Origin of the sequence: Lentzea sp. NPDC003310, from assembly GCF_040610935.1 — a bacterium.
Classification (GTDB): Bacteria; Actinomycetota; Actinomycetes; order Mycobacteriales; family Pseudonocardiaceae; genus Lentzea.
Window position 1 is genome coordinate 140450 of record NZ_JBEXNC010000016.1, and the last position, 22042, is coordinate 162491.

The window sequence follows — 22042 nt, forward strand, 5'->3', positions numbered from 1 at the left end:
GTGGTGGCGGGGAGTGAGGTGGGTGGCGGCGGTGAGTGGGGCAGGAGTTGCCGGGTGGTGCCCAAAGGCGGCTGGCGGGGCGTGCGGCACGTGGCGGGAGGTGAGGGGCGGGGCGCGGCGAGACCGTCACGGGCGGCGGTGAGCATCCCGGCGAGGCAGCGGATCTGGTCGTCGCGGCCGAACAGCGAGGGCGAGCGCGTCCACGAGGTGCACGGCAGGCGAGCCGTCCGCACCGCCGTCGCCCGTTCGGCCCACGACGTCCGGCTGGAGATCACAGTCCAATCGAGACGGACGCGGGGAAGCGGGCCGCGCGGGCCAGTTCGTCGAGCTCCGCCACCGGCAGCGGCGCGTCCGTCGACACCAGGACGACGGTGCCGGTGCCCGTTCCGGCGAGCACGCCCAGGTCCGCGATCACCAGCGGGACGCCGAACTGGGCGCCGATGGCGTCGACCAGCCTCGTGGTACCGGGCAGTCCCGGCCGGTCGACCAGGGTGACGACGTACGTGCGCGAGCCGGTCAACGTCCGGGAGACGTGCCGCTGGAACTCCGCGCTCGCGAACTCCTCCGGCACGGCACCGCCGTCGAACGCGTCCACGACGACCAGGTCGAGGTCGTGCGCCGTGCGGATGGTGTCCAGGCCGTTCCCAGCCCGCACGGAGATGCCCGTGGGCAGCGGGAGGTGGGCGCTGACCAGGTCGACCAGCTCCGCGTCGATGTCGACGACGAGCTGTTCAGAGCCCCGCCGCGTGTGCTGCACGTAGCGCGGCAGGCTGCCCGCGGCGCCACCGATGTGCAGGGCGGTCAACGGACCCGGCGGCAATGCGTCCACCACGTCCGCGACTCTGCGCAGCGCGTCGAACGGCAGGCTGGTGGGGTCCAGCAGGTCCACATAGGACTGCGGGGTGCCGTCCACGCTGATCAGCCACGCCTCGTGGCGATCGCGGTCCCGTTCCACGTCGGCCATCCCGAGGCGCACGCGACGCCGTTCGACGGTCTCGAATCGCATCCGCCCATGATGGCCAATGAGACGCTGCGCCGTTGGGCGAACAAGCGTGCCTGTGGAACCGTTGTCGGACACAAGGGGAGATCACTTCGTCGCCATCGGTCACGACCGGCGGCTCTACAGGGGGTTCGCACACCATGAAGCAGCGAAGGCTGGGCCTTGCGCTGGCGGGTGCCGCCAGCGTGGCTTTCCTCGTCGGCACCTCGACGGCCGCGCCACCACAGCCCGTCGCGGCGCAGGAGGGCGTGACGTACGTCTACCGCGTGCCCGCACCGCTCGGGCAGAAGGCGCAGGACCTGCTCGCGCGCGGGTTCGACGTGCTCGAGCAGCGCGACGGAGACGACCTGTTCGTGCTCGGCTCGAAGGAGACGCACACCCGGCTGACCGAGGCGGGGTTCAACGGCGCGGTCGAGTCCGTGATGGCACCGCCGTCGTCCACGCTGAAGACCCAGGGCCACGGCGTCACCGAGACGTACTACGGCGGCTACCGCACGGTGAAGGCGCACCACGCCCACCTCGACCAGGTCGCGCGCCGGTACGCGCACCTCGCGACCGTCGTCGACTACGGAGACTCGTGGCGCAAGACCCAGGGCGCCGGCGGCTACGACCTGAAGGCCGTCTGCCTGACCAGGAAGAGCCGGGGCGACTGCCGGCTCACCCCGGACGTCCGCAAGCCGCGGCTGGTCGTGTCCGGCCAGATCCACGCCCGCGAGATCACGACCGGCGACATGGCCTGGCGCTGGATCGACCACCTGACCCAGGGCTACGGCAAGGACGCCGAGGTCACGTCGCTGCTCGACACGACGGAGATCTGGGTCGTGCCGATCGCGAACCCGGACGGCGTGCAGATCGTCCAGTCCGGCGGCGACTCGCCGAAGCTGCAGCGCAAGAACGCGAACCACGCCAACGGCCCGAAGGAGTGCCCGACGACGCAGGACCCCGGCGCGCAGGTCGGCGTCGACGTCAACCGGAACTTCGACGCGCAGTGGGGTGACAACGGCACGTCGTCCGACCCGTGCCACCAGGTCTACCGCGGCCCGAGCCCGGACTCCGAGGTGGAGACCAGGGCGCTGGAGAAGCTCTTCCGCTCGCTCTACCCGGACACGCGCGGCCCCGCCGTGACCGACCCGGCGGACCCGAGGACGCGCGGCATGGTCGTCACCATGCACTCCGCGCTCAACGTCGTGCTGCTGCCGTGGGGCTACACCACCACGCCGTCACCGAACGACGGGCCGCTGCGGGCGATGGCGAAGGACATGGCCGCGCTCGCGGGCCCCGACTGGCAGTACGGCCAGCCCGGTGAGCTGCTCTACACCGCGGGCGGCTCGATCGACGACTGGGTCTACGGCGAGCTCGGCGTGCCGCACTACACGTGGGAGATCGGCAACTGGCAGGGCGACTGCGCCGGCTTCCTGCCCGCCTACTCCTGCCAGGACGGGCACTGGGCGAAGGTGAAGCCGATGCTGACCTACGCGGCGAAGAAGGCCGCGAACCCGTACGGCGGATGACCCGCGCGGGCGGTCCGGGGCCGACCCCGGACCGCCTGTGGGCAGGCTCACCGTACGGATGTCCTGAGAACGCGTTTGCCGACACCCCGGACGGGTATCCGACCCGCGCACGACTGGGTGGATGGAGGCTCTGCGCGCATGGACCGCGGGATGACCACTGACTTCGGCTTCGACATCGACTTCGACGACTCCGCGGTGCGCCTGATCCGGCGCTACGTCCGCGAGGTGGTCGCAGGACTCGGACTGCGCGGCGACAGCTCGTTCGTCGAGATGGAACCGCGCCCCGGCGCCTACGTGGCGCTCGACGGCCGGATGCCCGGCTACCCCGACCACTACCTGGCGCTGCAGTGGACCGAGCAGCGCGGCTGGACGGTGGCGGTCGAGGACCGGCTCGGCCAGTTGGTGGAGGTGGCGCGGATGGACGACGCCGACCCGCGGCCCGCCCCCGCCGACGTGGTGCAGTGGGTGAGGGGCTTCCTGCACGGCGGGAAGTCCGAGCCGAACCGGGACTTCGCCGCCGTGCTGCCGGTGCAGCGAGCCTCTTAGTCCGGCGGCTCGCTCGGGTCGTCGGTCTCCGCCTGCGGCACCTCGGGCTCCTCGACGTCGAGGTCGTCGAGGCTGGGCGTGCCGGGCGAGTGGGGCGCTTCGGGGTTGACGGGATCGGTCATGCCGCCCGGTTACCCGCACGGCAGGACCTCAAGCTCGAACTCGGGAAAGGCCGGTGCCCGCCGTCTCCGGGCACCGGCCTTCCGCAACTCTTACGCGGGCACGGTCCACCGCTGGTTGGCCCCGCCCGTGCACGACCAGATCTGCAGTTTCGCGCCGTCGGCGTTGTTGTTGCCGACCACGTCGAGGCACTTGCCGCTGCCGGCGTTGACGATTTGGCCGCCGGAGGCCGTCCACCGCTGGTTCGGACCGCCGAAGCAGTCCCAGAGCTGGACCGCCGTCCCGTCCGCCGTCCCGTTCCCGGTCACGTCGAGGCACTTGCCCAGGCCGCGCACCGTGCCGTCGGAGGACAGCGTCCACGTCTGGTTCGGGCCGCTGAAGCAGGTCCAGATCTGCGGCAGGTTCCCGTTCGCGGTCGACCCGTTCGTCACGTCGAGGCACTTGCCGCCCAGGCCCGTGATGGCACCGGTGCGGCCCGTCGGCGGCTGGCCGGGATCGAGCGTGCCGGGCCACGTGAACGTCGCCATCGCGCCGGCGGGGAGGGTGTAGCCGAACGTCTGGCCGTTGTACTGCACGCGGAAGTCCTGCTGGCCGCCGGTGTTCAGCGCGACGAGCACGATCTGGCCGTTCGGGTTGCGGAAGGCGACGTTCTGCACGCCGCCCTCGCCGAAGCCGGTCGAGTCGATCCGGACGGCGCCCGGCTGCACGAACTTCGACAGGTGCCCGAGGACGTAGTACTCGGCGTTGTACGTGACGTTGCCGCCGTTGGTCGTGACGACGCCCGTGCAGTTGGTGCAGCTGCCGATCACCGGGCCGTTGTTCTGGTCGAGCGCCATGTTCCAGATCGCGACGGTGCGGGCGTGGTTGCGCGTCGCGCCGATCGCGAGGTTCATGCCCTGCCAGCGCAACGTGTCGCGGAACGTCGCCGCGTCGCTGGCGGACCTCGTGCCGGAGCACTCGGTGAAGAAGACGTCCTTGCCGGGCTGGTTGTTCTTCACGATCGACTGCCGGCTGACGTCACCGCCGTAGCAGTGCCACGCGGAGCCGATCACGTTGCCGCCCGCGCCGTTGTTGACGGTCTGCGGGTAGTCGACGTTGTCCCAGTTGTGGTCGTAGCCGAGCAGGCGGGCCTGCTCACCGGCCGCGCGCAGCTTCGGCACCAGCGTGTTGATGACGTTGACCTGCTGCTGCGGCGACATGTACATGCCGGGGTAGCCCGGCGGCTCGAACAACGGCTCGTTCTGCACGCTCATGTAGTCGATCGGGATGCCGGCGGCCTTGTACGCCTGGGCGAACTTGACCAGGTAGTCGGCGTAGACCCCGATCCGGCTGTCGTTGAGCGAGCCACGGATGAGGTTGTTGTTGTTCTTCATCCACGCCGGCGCGCTCCACGGCGTCGCCATCACGGCGAGCTGCGGGTTGAGCTGCTTGGCCTGCTGCAGCAACGGCAGGATGTACGCCCGGTCGTGGTCGATCGAGAACCGCGACAGCGACGGGTCCGCCGCGCCGTCGTTGTAGGTGTAGAAGCTCCGCGAGAAGTCGGTCGCGCCGATCGGCTGGCGGATGAAGCTCATGCCGATGCCGTTGTTCTTGTCGAACAGGTTGCTCATGATCTCGTTGCGGCGCGGTGAGTTGAAGATGTTCCACGCCGCCGCGTCCGTGAACGAGGCGCCGAAGCCCACCATCGACTGGAAGGTGGAGTTCGGGTTCACCGTGATCGTCGAGCCGCTGCCGCCGGAGCCGAACGTCACGTCGGCCTGTTTGGTCAGCGCGTTCGACTTGTCCGCCGTCGTCAGCCAGACGCTCGCGTTCGTGGCCGCGGTGGCGGCGGGCGAGACCAGGGTGGATCCCGCCGTCACCACGGCCGCGGCCATCGCGATGCCGCGCCAGCGTTGTGTCACCTTTGACATAAGCGCTCCTTGCAGGGGTTGGGCGCCCGATTCAGATTCTTCAGTTGTACAAACGGAAATCGGCGATGCTCCACCAGTTGCTCGCGGGCCCGGTGGACGTGATGCGGACGTACCGCGCGCTGGTGCGACGGACGTCGACGTTCGTCAGCTGGCCCACGCCGGCGCCGGACGCGACCGTGCGCCAGCTCGTGCCGTTGTCGCTGACCGAGAGCTCCCAGGAGCGCACGAAGTCGCCGAGGTTGCCGCCGGAGTCGATCGCGACGCGGCGGAAGTCCTTGCGGCGCCCCAGATCGACCTGGAGGAACTGGCCGGGCGTCTGGGCGGCGTTGCTGGACCAGCGGGTCGACGCGTCGTCGTCGATCGCGGCCGCGCCGTCCGGGCTGGCGGTCGCGCCGGCCAGCGACACCTGGTCGTACCGGCTGCGGAGCTGGGCGGTCCAGGTGAACGTGGCCAGCGCGCCGCCGGGCAGGGTGTACTCGAACGTGCGGTCGCCGGCGTTCACCGCGAACGACCGCGGCTCGTCGTTCTGGTTGTGCACCACGAGAGCCGTGGACCCGTCCGGGTTGCGGAAGGCGGCGTCCATGACCTGGCCGTTCCAGCCGGTGGTGCCGAACGACGTGCTGCCGATGCGGCGCGCGCCGGGCTTCACGAACTTCGACAGGTGGCCGATCGTGTAGTACTCGGCGTCGGTGACGACCGATCCGTCCGGCTGCACGGTGACGAGGCCGGTGCACGTGCCGCAGCCGCCGAGGTGCGGGCCGCCGGTGCTGTCGAGCGCGATGTTCCAGTTCACGGCGCTCCTGGCCCAGTTGCGCGTGGTGCCGAGCACGACGTTGCGCGCGTGCCAGCGCAGCGTGTCGCTGAAGACCTTCGCGGGCGGGTCGGTGGCGCCCTTGGACCCCGAGCACTCGGTGAACCAGATCCCCTTGTCCGGGAAGGCGTCGCGGAGCTTGCTCTGCGCACTCGGGTCGCCGTAGTAGCAGTGGTAGGCGGTACCGGCGAGCCACCTCGCGGCCTTGCTGTTCAGCACCTGGAACGGGTAGTCGGCCTCCGCCGTGCCGTCGTTGGGGTGCGTGGCCCAGTTGTGGTCGTAGCCGAGGATCTTGGTGCGCGGGCTGGCGAGCAGCAGCTTCGGGCCGAGCGCCTCGATCACCTTGATCTGTGCTGCCACCGGCATGTCCGTGCCGGGGTAGGCGTCGGGAGTGCGGTTCTGCGGTTCGTTCTGCACGGACAGGAAGTCGATCGGCACACCTGCCCTCGCGTACGCCTGCACGAACTTCACGAGGTAGCGCGCGTAGGCGTCGTAGATCCTCGGGTCGTCCTTGAGCCGGCCGCCCACGAGCGAGTCGTTGTCCTTCATCCACGCGGGCGGGCTCCACGGCGTGGCCATGACCTTCAGCCGCGGGTTGAGGCGCTTGGCCTCGCGCAGCAACGGGAGGATCTTCGCCTCGTCGTGGCGGATGCTGAAGTGCCTGAGCGCGAAGTCGGTCTGCCCGGCCGGCACGTCGTCGTAGGTGTAGTGCTCGGCCGCCGCCGTGAAGTCGGACGAGCCGACGGGCTGGCGCAGGAAGCTCACCCCGATGCCCCGGACCGGGTCGAAGAGCTTCCGCATGGTCTCCGCGCGCACGGCGGGGGCGAGACCGGCGAGCAGCTCGGCCGACGAGTCGGTGATGGACGCGCCGAAGCCGTCGACCTCCTGGTAGCGGCGGCCGGGGTCGACCACGATCGTCGGGTGCTGCGAGGCACCGGTGCCGAACGCGACGCGCGGCCGCTCGTGCAGGAGCTCGGCGCGGTCCGGCGTCGTCACCCACACCCTGACCTGGGGCGCGCTGGAGGCCTCCGCCGTCGGCACGGCGGTCAGGCCGAGGACCAGGGCCACGATCGCGGTTCGTCTCATGTAACACCCATTCATCACTGTGAAACGTCAGCTTTCAGGATGAAACACCCGGTCGTGGCGACGGTCAATGGTCTAGCCGAGTTCCGGTACATTGACCTGGTGGAACGCAAGATCGAACACGTGAAACAGCGCGCGAGCCTCCGGGACATCGCCGCCGAGACCGGCGTGTCGATCGCGACCGTCTCGCGGGTGCTGAACGACCACGTCAACGTCGCCCCGCGCACCCGTGACCTGGTGCTGCAGGCCGTCGAACGCCGCCGCCGGGAGACGCCCGCGCGGCTCAGGACGGTCTACGTCCGCTGCCCGTACGTCCTCACCGACTACTTCGGGCTGATCGTCTCGTCGATCGCGGAGACGCTGAAGCTGCACGGCCTGCGCCTCGTGCTCGACGCGGGGGAGTCGGGCCAGCACAGCGACGCGCTCCAGGCGTTGCCGGGGCAGGCCGACGTCGACGCGGCGATCCTGATCCTGCCGCCGGAGGAGGGGGACGAGCTCGTCGCGCTGTCCCGCGCCGGCTACCCGTTCGTCGTGGTGGACCCGCGCATCCTGCCGCTGCCGGACATCGCGTCCGTGTCGGCCGCCCACTTCGCTGGGGCACGAGCCGTCGCGGACCACCTGATCGGCCTGGGGCACCGGGACATCGCCGTGATCGCCGGCCCCGAGGAGTGGCTCGCGGGGGACGCCCGGCTGGCCGGCCACCGGGCGGCTCTCGCGCAGGCGGGGGTGCTGCTGGGCGCGGACCGGTTGCGGCACGTGGAACCCACCACCGCGCACGGCAGGCAGGCGGCGGCGGAGCTGCTCGACCTGGAGCCCCGGCCGTCCGCGATCGTGTGCTTCAACGACAAGATCGCGGTCGGCACGCTGCAGGCCGCGCGCGACCGCGGTCTGCGCGTGCCGGAGGACCTGTCGGTGGCCGGGTTCGACGACATCGACCTGGCCGAGGCCACCAGCCCGCCGCTCACGACGGTGCGGCAGCCGTTGCGGGAGATGGGCCGCATCGCGGTGACGCAGGTGATGCGGATGCTGGACGGCCACCAGCCCGAGGCGTTGCACATCGAGCTCGCGACCACCCTGGTGGTGCGCGGGTCGACCGCCGCCGTCTAGTGGATCACGGCCCAGGTGCGGGTGGCGGCGTCGAGCAGCACGGTGACCCGCCCGCCCCGCTCGACGTCCGTGCACCCGGCCCGGCTGCAGCGGTGCCGGTCCTCGAAACCGCCGCCGGGCACGGGGATCCACAGCGTGAGCTCGTACATGACCGCGTCACTCGCGTCGAACACGGTCTTGCCGGTGACCTCGCCCAGGACCGCCCTTCCGGCCGCCCGCAACGCCTCGGTCTGCTCGGCGGACTCGGCCGCCGTCGTCCACAGCGCCAGCATGCCGAACACGACCACGAGGAGCCCGAGCTCCCACAGGATGATCGCCCACCAGGCCTGGCCGGAGAACGCGAGCCAGACGCCCGAGGCGACCGACGCCGCGATCGTGACCGCGGCCAGCACGCGCTGCACCCGTGCGGAACCGCGGTCGGTCAGGACGACTTCGACGGGGGACGTGGTCACCGGCCGATCGTAGAACGCCGGTGACCACGGACCCCGCCGGCGTCACGGCCGCAGCGTCACCGACTGCCCCTTCCGCAGGCTGATCCTCTTCCTCCACCTGCCGAACCGGACCTCGGTCTCCGTGCCGCCGACGCTGCGGACGGTCGCGGTGGTGACCTTGCCGTCCTTCCACGCGAGGTCGACGGTGAAGCCGCCGCGAGCACCGATCCCGGTGACCGAACCGGTCCGCCACGCCGACGGCAGCGCGGGCAGCAGTTCGATCACGCCCGGCCGCGCGTAGAGCAGCATCTCGAGCATCGCCGCCGGAGCGCCGAGGTTCGCGTCGATCTGGAAGATGGAGCGGTCGCCGAAGCTGTACATGTCGAAGAAGTTCGGCGCCGTGCCGTTCGCGTGGTCGATCGACGGCCGGATGACCTTCTGGATCAGCTCGTACGACCGGTCGGCGTCCTTCAGTCGAGCCCAGCACGCCGCCCGCCACGCGAGACCCCAGCCGAAGCTCTCCATGCCGCGCGTGATCAGGTGCTGCTTCACGCCGTCGAGGAGGGCCGCGGGGGAGTCGTCGCGGTTGATGCGGTCACCGGGGAAGAAACCGACGAGCGGCGACAGGTGCCGGTGCGTGGTCTCGCCGAGGTCGTCGGGCGACATCCACTCCTGCAGCATGCCGGTCTTCGGGCTGACGACCGGCAGGTACAGCCTGTCGCGCAGCGCCGACATCCTGCGGCCGTAGGCCTGGTCGCGGCGCAGCACCTCCGTCGCGGTCCGGTACGTGCCGAAGAGGTGGTGCACCAGCTCCTGGTTGTAGGTGTTGCCGCGGGTGTCCTGCGGGCCGTGCTCGGGGGACCAGTCGTGGTCGTCGACGAGGCCGTCCGGGGTCTCGACCAGACGCGCCTCCCAGAACTCGCAGGCGCCCTTGAGCAACGGGTAGATCTTGGCCAGGTAGTCGCGGTCGAGCGTGTACTCGTAGTGCTCGTACAGCGACATGCACAGCCACGCGTTGCCGCCGGGGTGCCACCACCAGCCGCTGCCGCCGTAGATGTTGGTGGAGAAGGCGACCGCCCACCCGGCCACGCGGTTGTTGGTGTTGCGGAACCGGTTGCGCGGGTCCTGGTACACCGCCTGCGTGGTGTTCGTCCACGCCGGCAGCTGGGCGACGCAGTAGTTCGCGAGCGCCTCGAACGTGTCCGACAGCGCGGCCCGGTCCGCGAGCCAGTAGTTCATCTGGATGTTGATGTCCGTGTGGTAGTCGCTGTACCAGTCCGGATTGTTGTTCGACAGCCACAGGCCCTGCAGGTTGATCGGCAGGTTGTCGCGCGAGCCCGTGATGGCGAGGTAGCGGCCGAACTGGAGGTAGCTTGCCTCCAGCTCCGGGTCGGGCGTGGGGTACGCGGCCCGCGCCTGGAGACGGGTCCACGTGTCCATCGCTCGCTGGGCGTCGGTGGACCGGCCGAGGTCGACCTTCTGCCGGTCGTACTTCTTGCAGTAGTCCGCGACGTGCGTGCGCAGCAACGCGTCCGCCTTCGCGCGCACGGCCGCCTTCTGCAGCGCGATCTTCGCGGGCTCGACCAGCGGGTCCATGAACCCGGCCGAGGCGTCCGGGACGTAGTTCGTGCCGCCGGAGAACACGATCACGAGGTCCGAACAGCCAGTGAATCGCAGGTTGGAGCCGTCCACTTGGACCGTTCCATCAGGACTGAACGCTGTGACGACACCGCTGTACGCCAGCTTGTTCGGCAACGAGCCGGTGAACACGGCCGCGGTGTGCGGCGCGTCGCCGACGGTCGGCTCGCCGTGCGTGCCCTGGAGGCTGATGGTGCCGGACTGGTCCGGCCCGACGAGCCGCACGACCACGACGTCGTCGGGGTGGCTGGAGTAGATCTCCCGCCGGTACTGCTTGCCGCCGTGGGTGTACCTGGTGGTGACGAGGCCGTTGCTCAGGTCGAGCTCTCGGCGGTAGTTCGTGGCGCCCGCGTGGCCCGGCACCTCGACGTAGAGCTTGGCCAGCATCGAGAACGTGCCGAAGTGCGTGTAGTCGTACGGCAGCTGGCCGTCGCCTTCGAGCGCGTCGTTGAGCTCACCGGTCCAGAGCGTGACGTCGGTCAGGTACAGGAAGTCCTTCTCGACGCCACCGCCGACGAGCGCGCCGAGGCGGCCGTTGCCGATGGGCAGCCCCTGCTCGATGATCTTCGCCTCGTCGGCGGGGGCGGGGTACCAGAGGGTGGTGGGGTTGGGCGCCAGCGGGTTGCCGGCGGGGCGGTGGGGCTCGGCGTGCGCGGAGAACGTGGGCAGGACCATGGCTCCCAGCCCTAGCGCACCCGTGGCCTTCAGGAAAGAGCGTCGTGAGGTCATCGGTGAACTCCCAAGTTCAGCGGGCGGTCAGGCTCGACACGTGCACGGCGTTGTCGGGCCCGCGCACGGCGACCCAGGACGTGCCACCGTCCCCGGCCGCCGCACCGACCGCGCCCGTCAGCGCGTTGCTGACGAACTGGTCGCGCTTCGACCACCAGGTCCCCGCGCCGTCGACGAGGTCCTGCTGCCACAGCGTGTAGTCGCTGCCGCGCACGAAGACGCTGACCCGGTCCCCGTTCGCGAGGGCCGTGGGGCTGCCGCTGATCACGCCGCCCAGCGAGGTCCACGCGGACCAGCCGTTCGCGGTGCGCCTGCGGTACCAGGCGGAGTCGTCCTGCAGCCGGACCGTGACGAACGTGCCCGCCGCCACCGTCGCCGCCGAGGGCCTGCCGTAGATCTGCTGGTTGCCGGGCGAGCCGACGGACGTCCAGGTGGCGTTGCCCTTGTCTCGCGTCCACACCCGGCCGTCGGCGCCGCGGCCGAAGAGGCTCCAGCTGTCCGGTCCGGTGAACGCGACCGACACCGAGTCGGTCAGGCTGCCGCCGAGCGAGACCCAGCCACCCCACCTGCCGCCTGCGTAGGTCCGTTGGTACGCGACGTTGTCCGTGCCGCGGACGAAGAGGTCGATGCGGCCGTTCGGGCTCGCGAACGCCGACGGCTGGCCGAGCACCTGGCCGTTCTTCGGGCCGCCGAGCACGATCCAGTTGCGCCACTGGCCGTCGACCATCGACCGCTGCGTGAGCCGCCCCGACCTGTCGCGCGCGAACGTGGCCATCGTCTTGTCGTCCCAGCGGATGAGCGCCGGGCTGGCCGAGGTCTCGCCGCCGAGGTCGGTGCCCGGGACGGCCGTCTCGCCGCGCAGCTTGAGGAACGCGGTGCCGTGCGCGGGGACCGTGACGGTGATCTTGTCGGTGGTGGTGCCGCGGTCGGAGCGGGTCCGGAGGTCGCGAATCGACACCGTGCCCTTGAGCCCGGCGTCGGCGACGGAGACCGTGTAGTCGGTCGGCTGGTCGTTGCGGTTGAGCACCGCCACGGCCCGTTCGCCCTTGCCCTGCAACACCTTGCTGTACACGTCGACGTTGTTCGAGCCCGCCACCCGCACGCCCTGGATCGCGAGCGGGTCCTGGTCGACCGCGATGATCTCGGGGTTCTTCAGCGTCTCGATCATCGACGGCGGCAGCGTCCGCGGGTCCGACCCGATGATGAGCGGCGAGGCCATCACCGACCACATGACGAGCTGCGAGGTCGACTCCTCCTCGTTGAGCTCGTACGTGCCCTGCTCGGTCTTGCGCATCGGGATCAGGTAGTCGGGGTCGTTGTAGTGACCGGGCCCCTGCGCGCCGGGCCGGTAGAGGTTGCGATCCATGTTGCGCAGCACATCGCGCCAGATGCCCTCGTACGGCGTGCCGAACGCGACGTCCGTGCTGGTGCGCCACGAGTCACCGACGCGCGGCCCGTACGTGTACGCCACGTAAGCGGTCTGGTCCCACCGGTGCGGCACGCTCCACTCGTCCGTGACGGGGTTGCAGAGGTTGAGGATCATCTTCCGCCCGGCCTTCTGCACCGCCGCGGAGAACTGCGTGAAGGCGACGGCCGGGTCCATGTTCTGCGCGATCCCGCAGAGGAAATCGATCTTGATGGCGTCGAACTTCCACCCGGCGAACTGCCGCGCGTCCGCGTCGTAGTACCCGCCACCGCTGCCCGCGGCGCAGTTCTTGCCGTCCCACGCCCCGGCGTCGGTGTAGATGCCGGCCCTCAACCCCTTGGCGTGCAACGTGTCCACCAGCTTGTGGAAACCGCTCGGGAACCGCGCGGGGTCGGGCACGAGAGAGCCTCTGCCGTCGCGTGGTGGGGTGGCGTTCCACCCGCCGTCGATCCACACGATGTCGTACCCGGCCTTCGCGAGGCCGCTGCTGACGAGGTGGTCAGCCACCCCGAGCACCTTCTCCTCCGACGCCGCGCCGACGGCGAAGTAGGAGTTCCACCCCATGTACGGGGTGCGCGCGATGCCCGAGTCGTAGTAGGTGGGCGCGCCCTGGTCGACGCCCGCGTGTTCGGGCGGCGGCGCGGACGGCGCGGCGGTGGCGACCGCTGTGGGCGCCAGCAGCGCCAGGGCGATGGTGGCCACGGACAGCAGGGTTCTCGGCATACCCGTACCTCTCGTCGTCGAGTGGCCAAAGCATGCTTCGGCCATCCGAGCACGTCAAGAATAAATACTAAATTAAGTTTAGAAACCCCTGCGCCCGCACGTACCGTAGCAGTGCTCCGACGTATGGCAACGGCCTGCGGCGGATTGGCGACGAAACCTGTCCAGTTCGGTCAAGGTCCTCCGAGGTATGCGCAGTGGCCTGGCACATCGGAACGTTGCCGCCGAGTTGCCGATAGATCAGGTGGAGGTGGGGGCGATGCCGAGGGCTCTGAGCTACGCGGATGCCGTCCGAGTGCTGGGAGGCGACCAGCCGAACAAGATCGTCACGGCGTTGGACCGCCTCTGCGGTGGCGCGTTGCTTGTCGCGTCGGCAGGGGGATCCGGGCTCGCGTTGAGCCTGTTCGACGCCAAGTCGGAGTTCTTCCGCCTGACCGACCAACTGGTGTCCGGTCTGACCGGCCGGCTGCGGAACAAGGGGCGGGCCGAGCGGGGTGACCAGGTGGCTGCCGCCCACAGCGTGATCGTGGTGGCGGCCTTCTTCGACGTGATGGCCGCAGTTCGTCTGCCGTTCGCGTTCGACGACCTCGGCTTGTCCTCGTGCGACGGCCTCACGCTTGCCTTGCTGCGTGTGCCCGTGCCCGTGCCCGCCCCGCACCGGCCGTACGAGAGGTCGATCGAGGAGCTCCGCGAGTTCTACGACGGCACAGCGCGGGAGGTGCTGGGCTACCTCGCCGGGCTTGAGGTGTGGGACCGGCTGGACGACCGCGAGCGACGGGCGGCCGAGCACGCGCTGCGCGTCGGTGAGCAGGCGGTGGTCCGGTACGAGGGGCTGTTCCGGCGGCTCGCGACAGACTTCCCCGAGGTGGCGTTCTGGGCGAACCTCGTCGACCATCAGGCGACGAGGACCGAGATCGGCCACCTGAAAACCGCGCTCGCGGGTGTCTGTGACGTGCTCGAGCAGCTCTCGGCCGGCCGGGAAGCCGATCAGCACAGGCAGCGTCTGGCGAAATATCACCAGGGGGTGCTGCGCCGTCCGCTGCTGCCGGTCGCGCCGGAAGGCGTGCGCTTGCCCCTCGTCGTCGACGCCTACGTCAATCCGCACTTCCGGGTCGCCGCGGGTGGGCCCAAGGACAGCATCGCCGACGAGGGCTGGTGGGACGAACAGCCTGTGCGGACGGATCTGCAGGAGTTCCTGATCGGGCACCTGACCTCCCCCGGAGCTGCCGAAGCTCCCCTGGTGGTCCTCGGTCAGCCCGGTGCGGGCAAGTCGATGCTGACCAAGGTGCTGGCTGCGAGGATGCCGGCGAGTGAGTTCGTCGCCGTGCCGGTGCCACTGCGTGACGTGTCCGCGGATCACGACGTGCAGACCCAGGTCGAACACGGGCTCCGCATCACGACGGGAGATCGTCCGACCTGGCGGGAGTTCGTGCGCTCCATCGGTGACGCCGTCCCAGTCGTGTTGCTGGACGGGTTCGACGAGCTGCTGCAGGCGACCAGGGTGAGCCAGTCCAACTACCTCGACACCGTCGCCGAGTTCCAGACGCGGGAAGCGTTGCTGGGGCACCCGGTGATCGTGATCGTCACCAGCAGGGTGTCGGTGGCCGACCGCACACGACCGGTGGAGGGCATGGTCACCCTGCTGCTCGAACCGTTCACCGACAGGCAGATCGAACAGTGGCTCGTTCCGTGGTGCCGCGCCAACGGCACCGATCTCACGCTCAAGGCACTGCGGCCTCATGAGCACCTGGCGAGGCAACCGCTCCTCCTGCTGCTGCTCGCGATCTACGACCGCACCGAGGAACGGCTCGCGCAACACGGAGACTCGTTCGGGCAAACGGTCCTGTACGACCGGCTGCTCAGCGGCTTCTCCAGGCGCGAGGTGAGGAAGGAGCACGCGAACGCGTCCGACGACGAGTTGGACCGGCTGGTCGACGAGCAGATGCTCAGGTTGTCGGTCGCCGCGTTCGCGATGTTCAACCGAGGACGTCAGTGGGTCAGCGAGGAGGAGCTGGACGCCGATCTCGCGGCACTCACGGACAAGGCGTTCGGCGCCAGAGTGGTGATCGGCAGCTTCTACTTCATCCACACGGCCCAGGCGATCAACGGCAGCGAAGTCCGGGTCCGCACGTACGAGTTCCTGCACCCGACTTTCGGTGAGTACCTGATCGCGCGGCTCACGGTGTTGACGCTTGTCGAGGAACCTTGGAAGGACGACGTCTTCCTGCACGCGTTGCTGTCGTTCGCGCCGTTGACGGAGCGGAAGACGGTCGCGCGTTTTGTCATCAACCTCGTCGACTCGCTGGGAAAGCCTTGTGTGCGACTTCGAGGTGTTCTCTTGTCGTTGTTCCACAACGTGCTGCTCCCGAGAGCGGCGTCCGTACCCGGCTATCAGCCCGGTAGCTGGTCGGTGCCTACCCGGTACGCCATGTACTCCGCGAACCTGTGCTTGCTGTTGGTGTGGATGGCGCCGCACGTCGTGACAGCGGACGAGTTGTTTCCGAACGCCGAGGATCCTGTCTCGGAATGGGCCAAGATGGCGACCCTGTGGATGTCCCAACTGCCCGCCGAAGGGCGGCACGGCCTCGTCGAGGCGCTTCACCTGGTGCGGTCGTGGGAGGGTGGGCGTCGGGTGTTGCACATCTCCAGCCGCGGGGACGACCGTCGGCAGCAGGCCGACCCGTTCTGGACCTACCGGATCAGCCCGCCCGAGGTGCCGCCTCGAGAGCTCAGCTATCGCGGCTGGACCCGACTGGGCTTCGAGACGGTGTCAGCGGAACTCGAGTTCCTGTGCAGCGTGGAAGGCGACACCGCCAGCCACGCGTTGTCGCCGTTCCTCGAAGAGCACGGCTCGATGGTCACGACGTTCTACGCGTTCGGCGATGCGGCGCCCGTGTCGGCTGCGCAGGCGCTGATCACCTTGTGGCTGAAGGCAGACGGGGAAGCGGGCATCGACGAGCTCACGGAGGCCTACTACCCCTGCATGATGTGGGCGGTCGACGGCTTCGCCCCGTTCGACGCCGAAGTTCGCGCGCGGTTTCGCGTGCTGTTCCTCAACCAGTTGCAGCGACTGCGCGGCCGGTTGCCGGGGGCGGCGATCGACGACACGGTCAGGGCGATGTTGCGCACCGGCGGTTCCGAGATCCCGGAGCGAGATGACCTGCTCTCGTTGACCAGGGCGATCTGCCCCGGGCTGCTGCAGTCGGGCGATCAGGGCACCACGAGCACCGGCCAGTGACCGGACTTGATCAGCCGGGTCGCCACCGACCCCGCGAACCGGTGCCCCGCCTGCTGCGACGCCCCCACCACGACCATGTCCGCCTGGCACTGGTCGGCCGACTCCCGCAGCACCGTCACCGGATCCCCGAACGCCTTCACGAACGTCACCGGCACGTCCAGTTCCTCGGCGAACGATCGCACCTGCGACGAGAGCTCCTCGTGCAGCCGGGCCGCCGCCTCGTGCTCGAACACCGACGCCACGGCCGGGCTCAGCGCCGCCAGGGCCGAGTGGCACGCCACGAACGTGACGACCAGCCGTGCTCCCTGGCGGCGGGCCAGGCCGAACGCGGCGGCGGTCGCGCGCATCGCCGTGTCGGAGCCGTCGACGCCCACCAGCACCGTGCGGGACGACGGCAGGGGTGACGGGCCGAAGCTGTCCACTGTGGACGCGAAGGCGTTGGGGCCGGCGCTCATGACTTCCCCCTCGAAACGTCAGCGTGCGACCGCTGAGTCTGCTTCCTTCTTCTCGAGATCGATCGTCGTGCGCAACGTGATCGGCTTGAGCAGCAGTGCCGCGACGATGCCGATGACGCCCACGGCGGCGGAGATCAGGAAGATGTGCGCCGTCGCGTCGCCGTAGACGGTGTGCACGATCGTCTGGACCTGGGGCGGCAGGGCCGAGAGGTTCAGGGCGCTGGTGCTGCCCGTCGACTGGCCCGCCGGCACGTGCAGCGCGGCGGAGAGGTCGGCGGTGACGCGGTTCGCGAGGACGGCGCCGAGGACCGAGACGCCGATCGTGCCGCCCAGCGAGCGGAAGAACGTCACGGACGCCGACGCGGCGCCCAGTTCGCTCAGGGGCACGCTGTTCTGCACGGCCAGCACGAGGTTCTGCATCGTCATGCCGACGCCGATGCCCACGACGGCCATCGCGACGCCGACGATCCACAGCGCGGTGGCGTGGTCGACCATGCCGAGGCCCAGGAAGCCGAGGACCAGGATGATCGTGCCGGCCACGATGTACGGCTTGATCTTGCCGGTGCGGCTGATCAGGCGGCCCGAGATCGTGGACGACACCAGCACGCCCGCCATCAGCGGGATGGTCAGCAGGCCAGCCTCGGTGGGGGAGTAGCCGCGGCCGATCTGGAAGTACTGGCCGAGGAAGACCGCGCCGCCGAACATGGCCATGCCCACGGACAGCGAGGCGATGATCGCCAGGGCCGGGGTGCGCTGGACGACGATGTGCAGCGGCACGACGGGCTGCTCGACGCGCAGTTCGACGGCGATCGCCGCGCCCAGCAGCGCGAGGCCGCCCGCGACCATGGCGCCGGTCTGCCACGAGATCCAGTCGAACGAGTTGCCGACGAACGACACCCAGATCAGCAGGACGCTCACGCCGAGGGCGATCAGCGTCGCGCCGAGGTAGTCGATCTTCACGTTCTCCCGGCGGACGGTCTCGAGCTTCAGCGTCGCCTGCAGCACCACGAACGCCAGCGCGGCGATCGGCACGGCGACCCAGAAGCACCAGCGCCAGCCGAGCCACGACACGTCCACGATGAGGCCGCCGAGCAGCGGGCCGCCGACCGTGGCCACGGCCATGACCGCGCCGAGGTAGCCGTTGTAGCGGCCGCGTTCGCGCGGCGGGATGATTGCGGCGATCACGACCTGCACGAGTGCCTGCAGGCCGCCGACGCCGAGGCCCTGGAACGCGCGGGCGGCGATGAGCTGGCCGGTGTCCTGGGCGAAGCCGGCCAGCAGCGAACCGATCACGAAGATCACGATCGCGGCCTGGACCAGCGTCTTCTTGTTGAACAGGTCGGCGAGCCGGCCCCAGAGCGGGGTCGTGGCCGTCGCCGTGAGCAGGGTGGCCGTGACCACCCAGGTGTACTGCGTCTGCGTGCCGTTCAGCGAGCCGATGATCCGCGGCAGCGCGGTGGACACCACCGTGGAGCTGACCATGGCCACGAACAGCGCGAGCAGCAGCCCGGAGAGCGACTCCAGCACCTGGCGGTGCCCCATCGCCCGAGTCTCGATCTTCACGTCCCGCCCCTTCGTCACCGCAATTCTTGCGCGTTGTGCAAGTTTGCGCAATGAGCAACTTACACCCGCTAGGCTGGGCGGCATGGAGACCCTCACCACGCTGCGCGAGCAGAAGAAGGCGGTGACCAGGCGGTCGCTGGCCGCGGCGGCGTTGCGGCTCGCGATGGAGCACGGCCTGGACGGGGTGACGGTCGAGGACATCGCGGACGCGGCGGGGGTCTCGCGCCGGACGTTCTCCAACTACTTCACCAACAAGGAGGACGCGGTCCTCGACGCCGACCGCGAGCGGATCCGGGCGCTCGTCGCCCTGGTCGCGACACGGCCGGAGGGCGAGGACGCCTGGCAGGCCCTGCGCGCCTCGACGGCCGAGCTCTACCGCGTCCGGCCCCTCCCGGACGTCGAGTGGATGGCCCAGCTGCGGCTGCTGCGCCGGCACCCGTCCCTCGTCGCACGGCAGGCGGGCGACCAGGTCGCGCTCGAACGCGACCTGACCGCCGTGCTGGTCCTGCGTGAACCGGACGAGGAGCTCGCCCGGCTGATGGCCGCGACCTTCCTCACCACGATCCGCACGGGCATCGCCCTGTGGCTGGAGGGTGCGGGCCGGCAGGAGCTGCCCGTTCTCGTCGACCGGCTGCTCGGCAGACTCCGGGTTCAGGGCACGTAGACCTGCCCGGTCTGCCGCCCCTCGATCGACCGCACGTACGCCTGCGCCACGTCCGCCAGCGGCACCGGCCTCATGCCGGGGAAGTAGTCGCCGTACACGTCCAGCGCCTCGGTGAAGACGGTCGGGCTCACGGCGTTGACGCGCAGCGGCGCGATCTCGATGGCCGCCGCCCGCACGAACGCCTCCAGGGCGCCGTTGGCCAGCGCCGCGGCCGCACCGGTGACGATCGGGTCGCGCGCCAGCACGCCCGTGATCAGCGTGAACGACCCGGTGACGTGCGCGAGGCCCTCGCGCACCAGCGCGACCTGCGACAGCACCTTGCCGGTCACGCCGGCCTGGTAGTCCGCGACCGCCAGCTCCCCGAACGGCTGGAACGGCACGTGCCCGGCCGCCGACGCGACCGCGTCCACCTGACCGACGGTCCGGTAGAGATCGGCCACCTGGGCCGGGTCGGTCACGTCGTACCTGAGGTCGCCTCCGGTGCGCGCGACCGTCACGACGTCGTGCTTGCGTTCGACCAGCACCTCGTGCACCGCGGTGCCCAGCAGGCCGGTAGCTCCAACGAGCAGAATCCTCATGCCCTCGACGCTATGGCCGGTTCCGCGTGGGGAGAAATGCCGTTCGTGCAGCACTTATGATCGGTGGTCATGAATGTCGAGCTGCGTCACCTGCGGGCACTCGCCGCGATCGGCGACCACCGGTCGATCACCGCGGCGGCCCAGGCGCTGCACCTCACGCAGCCCGCGCTGTCCCGCACGCTCGACCAGCTCGAACGGCGCGTCGGCGTGCGGCTGGTCGAACGCACCACCCGGCACGTGGCGCTGACCGAGCCCGGCCACCGGCTGTGGGAGCACAGCCACCGCATCCTCACCTCGCTCGACTCCGCGCTCGCCGAAGCCGCCGCGCCGCAACCGATCCGGCTCACGTTCGCCTGGGCCGCGCTCGGGCGGTTCACCATCCCGTTCCTGCGGGAGTGGCGGGCCGGGCACCCGGACGTCGTCGTGCGCATCCGCCAGGCCGACGACCCCGAGGCCGCGCTGCGCCGGGGCGAGGCCGACATCGCCGTCCTGCGCACCGAACCCACCGGCGCGGACCTGGGCCACGCGGCCCTGATCGAGGAACCGCGGATCGCGGCCGTCGCGGACGACCACCCCCTCGCCGCCCGCGCCGCCCTCACCCTCGACGACCTCGCGGGCGAGTGCGTCGCGGTGTGCGAGACGGCGGCGACCACGAGCGCGGACCTCTGGCCGTCCGGCGCCCGGCCGCGCACGGTCGACGTGCCCGGTGTGGTCGAGTGGCTGACCGCCATCGCGACCGGCACGGCGGTCGGGGTCACGGCGGCCGGCACGAGCCACCACCACCCCCAGCCCGGCATCACCTACCTGCCGCTGAGCGACGCCGAGCCGATCGTCGTGCACCTCGCCTGGCTCGAGGGGGCCGAGCACCCCTGCACCGAGGCGTTCACCGCGTCGGCGCGCCGCCATCTGGCCGCCAGAGCCTGAGCTGCAGCATCGCCGCGAACCGCGCGTCCGGGTCGCCGAGGTCGATCTCCCCGACCTCCGACAGCCGCCGCAGCCGGTACCGGAACGTGTTGGGGTGCACGAAGACCGCAGCGGAGGCGGCCGCGACGTCGCCGAACGCGTCGAGCCACGCGCCGAGCGTCTCGACCAGGCACGCGCTGTGCTTGCGGTCGTACGCGATCAGCCGCGCCACCGGCCCGGTCAGCGTGTCGCCGCGCTCGGCGATGAGGTCCGACAGCTCCAGCAGCAGCCCCTCGCTGTGCACGTCGGACACCCGCGCCACCGACCGGGACGCGCGTCCGGCCCGCAGCACCCGCAGCACGAGGTCGGCGCCCGCCCGCGAGCGCGACAGCGTCAGCCCGTCGGACACCTCGCCGACGCCCACCAGCACGGGGTTGCCGATGCGGGTGCGGAAGTCCGTGGCGATCCGCAACGCCCGGTCCTCCGACTCGGCGGGCAGGATCGCGTAGGCGACGTCGCCGATCAACGCGGCCGCTGCGCGCGGGTGCACCGCCGTCAGGTGCATCGCCAGCGCGTCGGCGACCTGCTGGCGTTCGGCCAGCAACCGGGCGTGCCGCGCGGGGTCGTCGCCGTGCGTGTGGGCCAGCGCCAGCACGACGCACGCCTGGTCCGCGAGCCCCAGGCGCCGCACCGCCTCCGCCGCGCCCGCGCCTCCCTCGATCGCGGTCGAGACCAGGTCCGCGCGTAGCCGCCGTTCGACGTCCGCGCCCGCCCGCTGGCGCATCATGTGCAACGCCACCAGCTTGGCCGCGTCGCGGAACGCCGCCGAGGCGTCCGGCGACAGCGGCGAGCGGACCGCCGCCCAGATCGACCCGAGGAACTCGTCGCCCGCCCGCACCGCCACGGCGACGCGGGGCAGGCAGAACGTGCCGTCACCCGCGGGCAGCTGCTCGATCAGCACGGGCTGGTCGCTGCGGTACAGGTGCTGGAAGACGCCTCGCGCCTCCAGCAGTTGCGTGTAGTGCGGCGGGACCTGCCGGCCGAGGATCGTCTCGACGCGCGACGGGTCGGCCTCGTCCTGCCGCCCCGAGAACGCGAGCACGCGCGAGCTGCGGTCCTCGATCGTCACCGGGGCGCTGATCAGCGCCCCCACCGCGTTGGCCAGCGCGAAGAGGTCCCCGGCCGGCACCCCGCCGAACGTCTCGGACGGGTCCACCTCGCCCTCGGCGAGCAGCGACCGCAGCATCGCGGCGAGCTGGGTCCACGACGCGCCCGGCGCCAGCCCGAGCAACACCACCCCGGACGCGTCGACCGCCTCGGAGACCTCCTCGGTCAGCACGACGGGACCGCGTACGACCAGCGCGGCCGCCCCCTCCTTGCCCAGCAGCGGGAGCAGCGGCGCCGGGTCGCGCACGCCGACGCCCAGCACCAGCGCCGACGGCGGCAGCGCCTGGTCGTCGTCCGGGTCGTGGATCACCACGCCCCCGATGTCCGCGGCCCGGCCCGGGTCACCACGCACGAGGTCGATCAGCGTGGTGCCTAGGTCGTCCAGCACGCGGGTGAGGCCAGTTCGCGGACTCATACCTCCACCTTGCCCACTGTCCACTGA

The 22042-nt window shown here is 70.6% G+C and carries 17 protein-coding genes; 6 read left to right on the forward strand and 11 right to left on the reverse strand.

Translation table 11 applies throughout. From position 1 onward, the window contains the following. Positions 1 to 271: 271 nt before the first annotated feature. Positions 272 to 1006, reverse strand: coding sequence for a fused MFS/spermidine synthase (locus ABZX02_RS30940; RefSeq protein ID WP_355303345.1), 735 nt, complete (start codon positions 1004 to 1006; stop codon positions 272 to 274). 134 nt (positions 1007 to 1140) lie between these two features. Here ABZX02_RS30940 and ABZX02_RS30945 point away from each other — a divergent pair, with 134 nt between their 5' ends. Continuing rightward, positions 1141 to 2511: a M14 family zinc carboxypeptidase gene (locus tag ABZX02_RS30945; RefSeq protein WP_355303347.1), complete on the forward strand. Its 1371-nt coding sequence runs from the start codon at positions 1141 to 1143 to the stop codon at positions 2509 to 2511. Positions 2512 to 2661: 150 nt separating this feature from the next. Then, positions 2662 to 3057: a DUF6292 family protein gene (locus tag ABZX02_RS30950; RefSeq protein ID WP_355303348.1), complete on the forward strand. Its 396-nt coding sequence runs from the start codon at positions 2662 to 2664 to the stop codon at positions 3055 to 3057. Here the strand turns inward: ABZX02_RS30950 and ABZX02_RS30955 are convergent. The 3 genes from ABZX02_RS30955 to ABZX02_RS30965 form a co-directional block, all read right to left on the reverse strand. Further along, a complete protein-coding gene (locus ABZX02_RS30955; RefSeq protein WP_355303350.1) occupies positions 3054 to 3179 on the reverse strand; it encodes a hypothetical protein in 126 nt (41 codons plus the stop codon). The genes ABZX02_RS30950 and ABZX02_RS30955 overlap by 4 nt on opposite strands. A gap of 90 nt (positions 3180 to 3269) precedes the next feature. Next, complete coding sequence (locus ABZX02_RS30960; RefSeq protein WP_355303352.1) at positions 3270 to 5087, reverse strand: lectin; 1818 nt, start codon at positions 5085 to 5087, stop codon at positions 3270 to 3272. Positions 5088 to 5127: 40 nt separating this feature from the next. Then, positions 5128 to 6984, reverse strand: coding sequence for a discoidin domain-containing protein (locus ABZX02_RS30965; protein ID WP_355303353.1), 1857 nt, complete (start codon positions 6982 to 6984; stop codon positions 5128 to 5130). Positions 6985 to 7083: 99 nt separating this feature from the next. Between ABZX02_RS30965 and ABZX02_RS30970 the strand changes: the two genes are divergently transcribed. Then, positions 7084 to 8088 (forward strand): LacI family DNA-binding transcriptional regulator, encoded by a 1005-nt coding sequence (locus ABZX02_RS30970; RefSeq protein WP_355303355.1) that lies wholly within the window; start codon positions 7084 to 7086, stop codon positions 8086 to 8088. On the opposite strand, the gene ABZX02_RS30975 is transcribed toward ABZX02_RS30970, so the two are convergent. The 3 genes from ABZX02_RS30975 to ABZX02_RS30985 are packed head-to-tail and all read right to left on the reverse strand — an operon-like array spanning position 8085 to position 13035. Next, positions 8085 to 8540, reverse strand: coding sequence for a hypothetical protein (locus ABZX02_RS30975; protein ID WP_355303357.1), 456 nt, complete (start codon positions 8538 to 8540; stop codon positions 8085 to 8087). The genes ABZX02_RS30970 and ABZX02_RS30975 overlap by 4 nt on opposite strands. 42 nt (positions 8541 to 8582) lie before the next feature. Further along, on the reverse strand, positions 8583 to 10886 hold the full coding sequence (locus tag ABZX02_RS30980) for a glycoside hydrolase family 95 protein (RefSeq protein WP_355303359.1): 2304 nt from the start codon (positions 10884 to 10886) through the stop codon (positions 8583 to 8585). A gap of 16 nt (positions 10887 to 10902) precedes the next feature. After that, positions 10903 to 13035 (reverse strand): hypothetical protein, encoded by a 2133-nt coding sequence (locus ABZX02_RS30985; protein WP_355303360.1) that lies wholly within the window; start codon positions 13033 to 13035, stop codon positions 10903 to 10905. A 256-nt stretch (positions 13036 to 13291) separates the two neighbouring features. Between ABZX02_RS30985 and ABZX02_RS30990 the strand changes: the two genes are divergently transcribed. Further along, positions 13292 to 16270, forward strand: coding sequence for a hypothetical protein (locus tag ABZX02_RS30990; RefSeq protein ID WP_355303362.1), 2979 nt, complete (start codon positions 13292 to 13294; stop codon positions 16268 to 16270). Here ABZX02_RS30990 and ABZX02_RS30995 read toward each other — a convergent pair. Both ABZX02_RS30995 and ABZX02_RS31000 read right to left on the reverse strand, forming a co-directional pair. Next, positions 16243 to 16725 (reverse strand): universal stress protein, encoded by a 483-nt coding sequence (locus ABZX02_RS30995; RefSeq protein WP_355303364.1) that lies wholly within the window; start codon positions 16723 to 16725, stop codon positions 16243 to 16245. The genes ABZX02_RS30990 and ABZX02_RS30995 overlap by 28 nt on opposite strands. Positions 16726 to 16743: 18 nt before the next feature. After that, positions 16744 to 18267, reverse strand: a complete 1524-nt coding sequence (locus ABZX02_RS31000) for an MDR family MFS transporter (RefSeq protein WP_355303546.1) — start codon at positions 18265 to 18267, stop codon at positions 16744 to 16746. A 103-nt stretch (positions 18268 to 18370) separates the two neighbouring features. Here ABZX02_RS31000 and ABZX02_RS31005 point away from each other — a divergent pair, with 103 nt between their 5' ends. Then, positions 18371 to 18952, forward strand: coding sequence for a TetR family transcriptional regulator (locus tag ABZX02_RS31005; protein ID WP_355303366.1), 582 nt, complete (start codon positions 18371 to 18373; stop codon positions 18950 to 18952). On the opposite strand, the gene ABZX02_RS31010 is transcribed toward ABZX02_RS31005, so the two are convergent. Continuing rightward, positions 18940 to 19530: a short chain dehydrogenase gene (locus tag ABZX02_RS31010; protein WP_355303368.1), complete on the reverse strand. Its 591-nt coding sequence runs from the start codon at positions 19528 to 19530 to the stop codon at positions 18940 to 18942. The two genes, ABZX02_RS31005 and ABZX02_RS31010, sit on opposite strands and share 13 nt — an antisense overlap. Positions 19531 to 19599: 69 nt before the next feature. Between ABZX02_RS31010 and ABZX02_RS31015 the strand changes: the two genes are divergently transcribed. Then, positions 19600 to 20454, forward strand: coding sequence for a LysR family transcriptional regulator (locus ABZX02_RS31015; protein ID WP_355303370.1), 855 nt, complete (start codon positions 19600 to 19602; stop codon positions 20452 to 20454). Here ABZX02_RS31015 and ABZX02_RS31020 read toward each other — a convergent pair. After that, complete coding sequence (locus ABZX02_RS31020) at positions 20414 to 22015, reverse strand: helix-turn-helix domain-containing protein (RefSeq protein ID WP_355303372.1); 1602 nt, start codon at positions 22013 to 22015, stop codon at positions 20414 to 20416. The genes ABZX02_RS31015 and ABZX02_RS31020 overlap by 41 nt on opposite strands. Between the last annotated feature and the right edge of the window lie 27 nt (positions 22016 to 22042).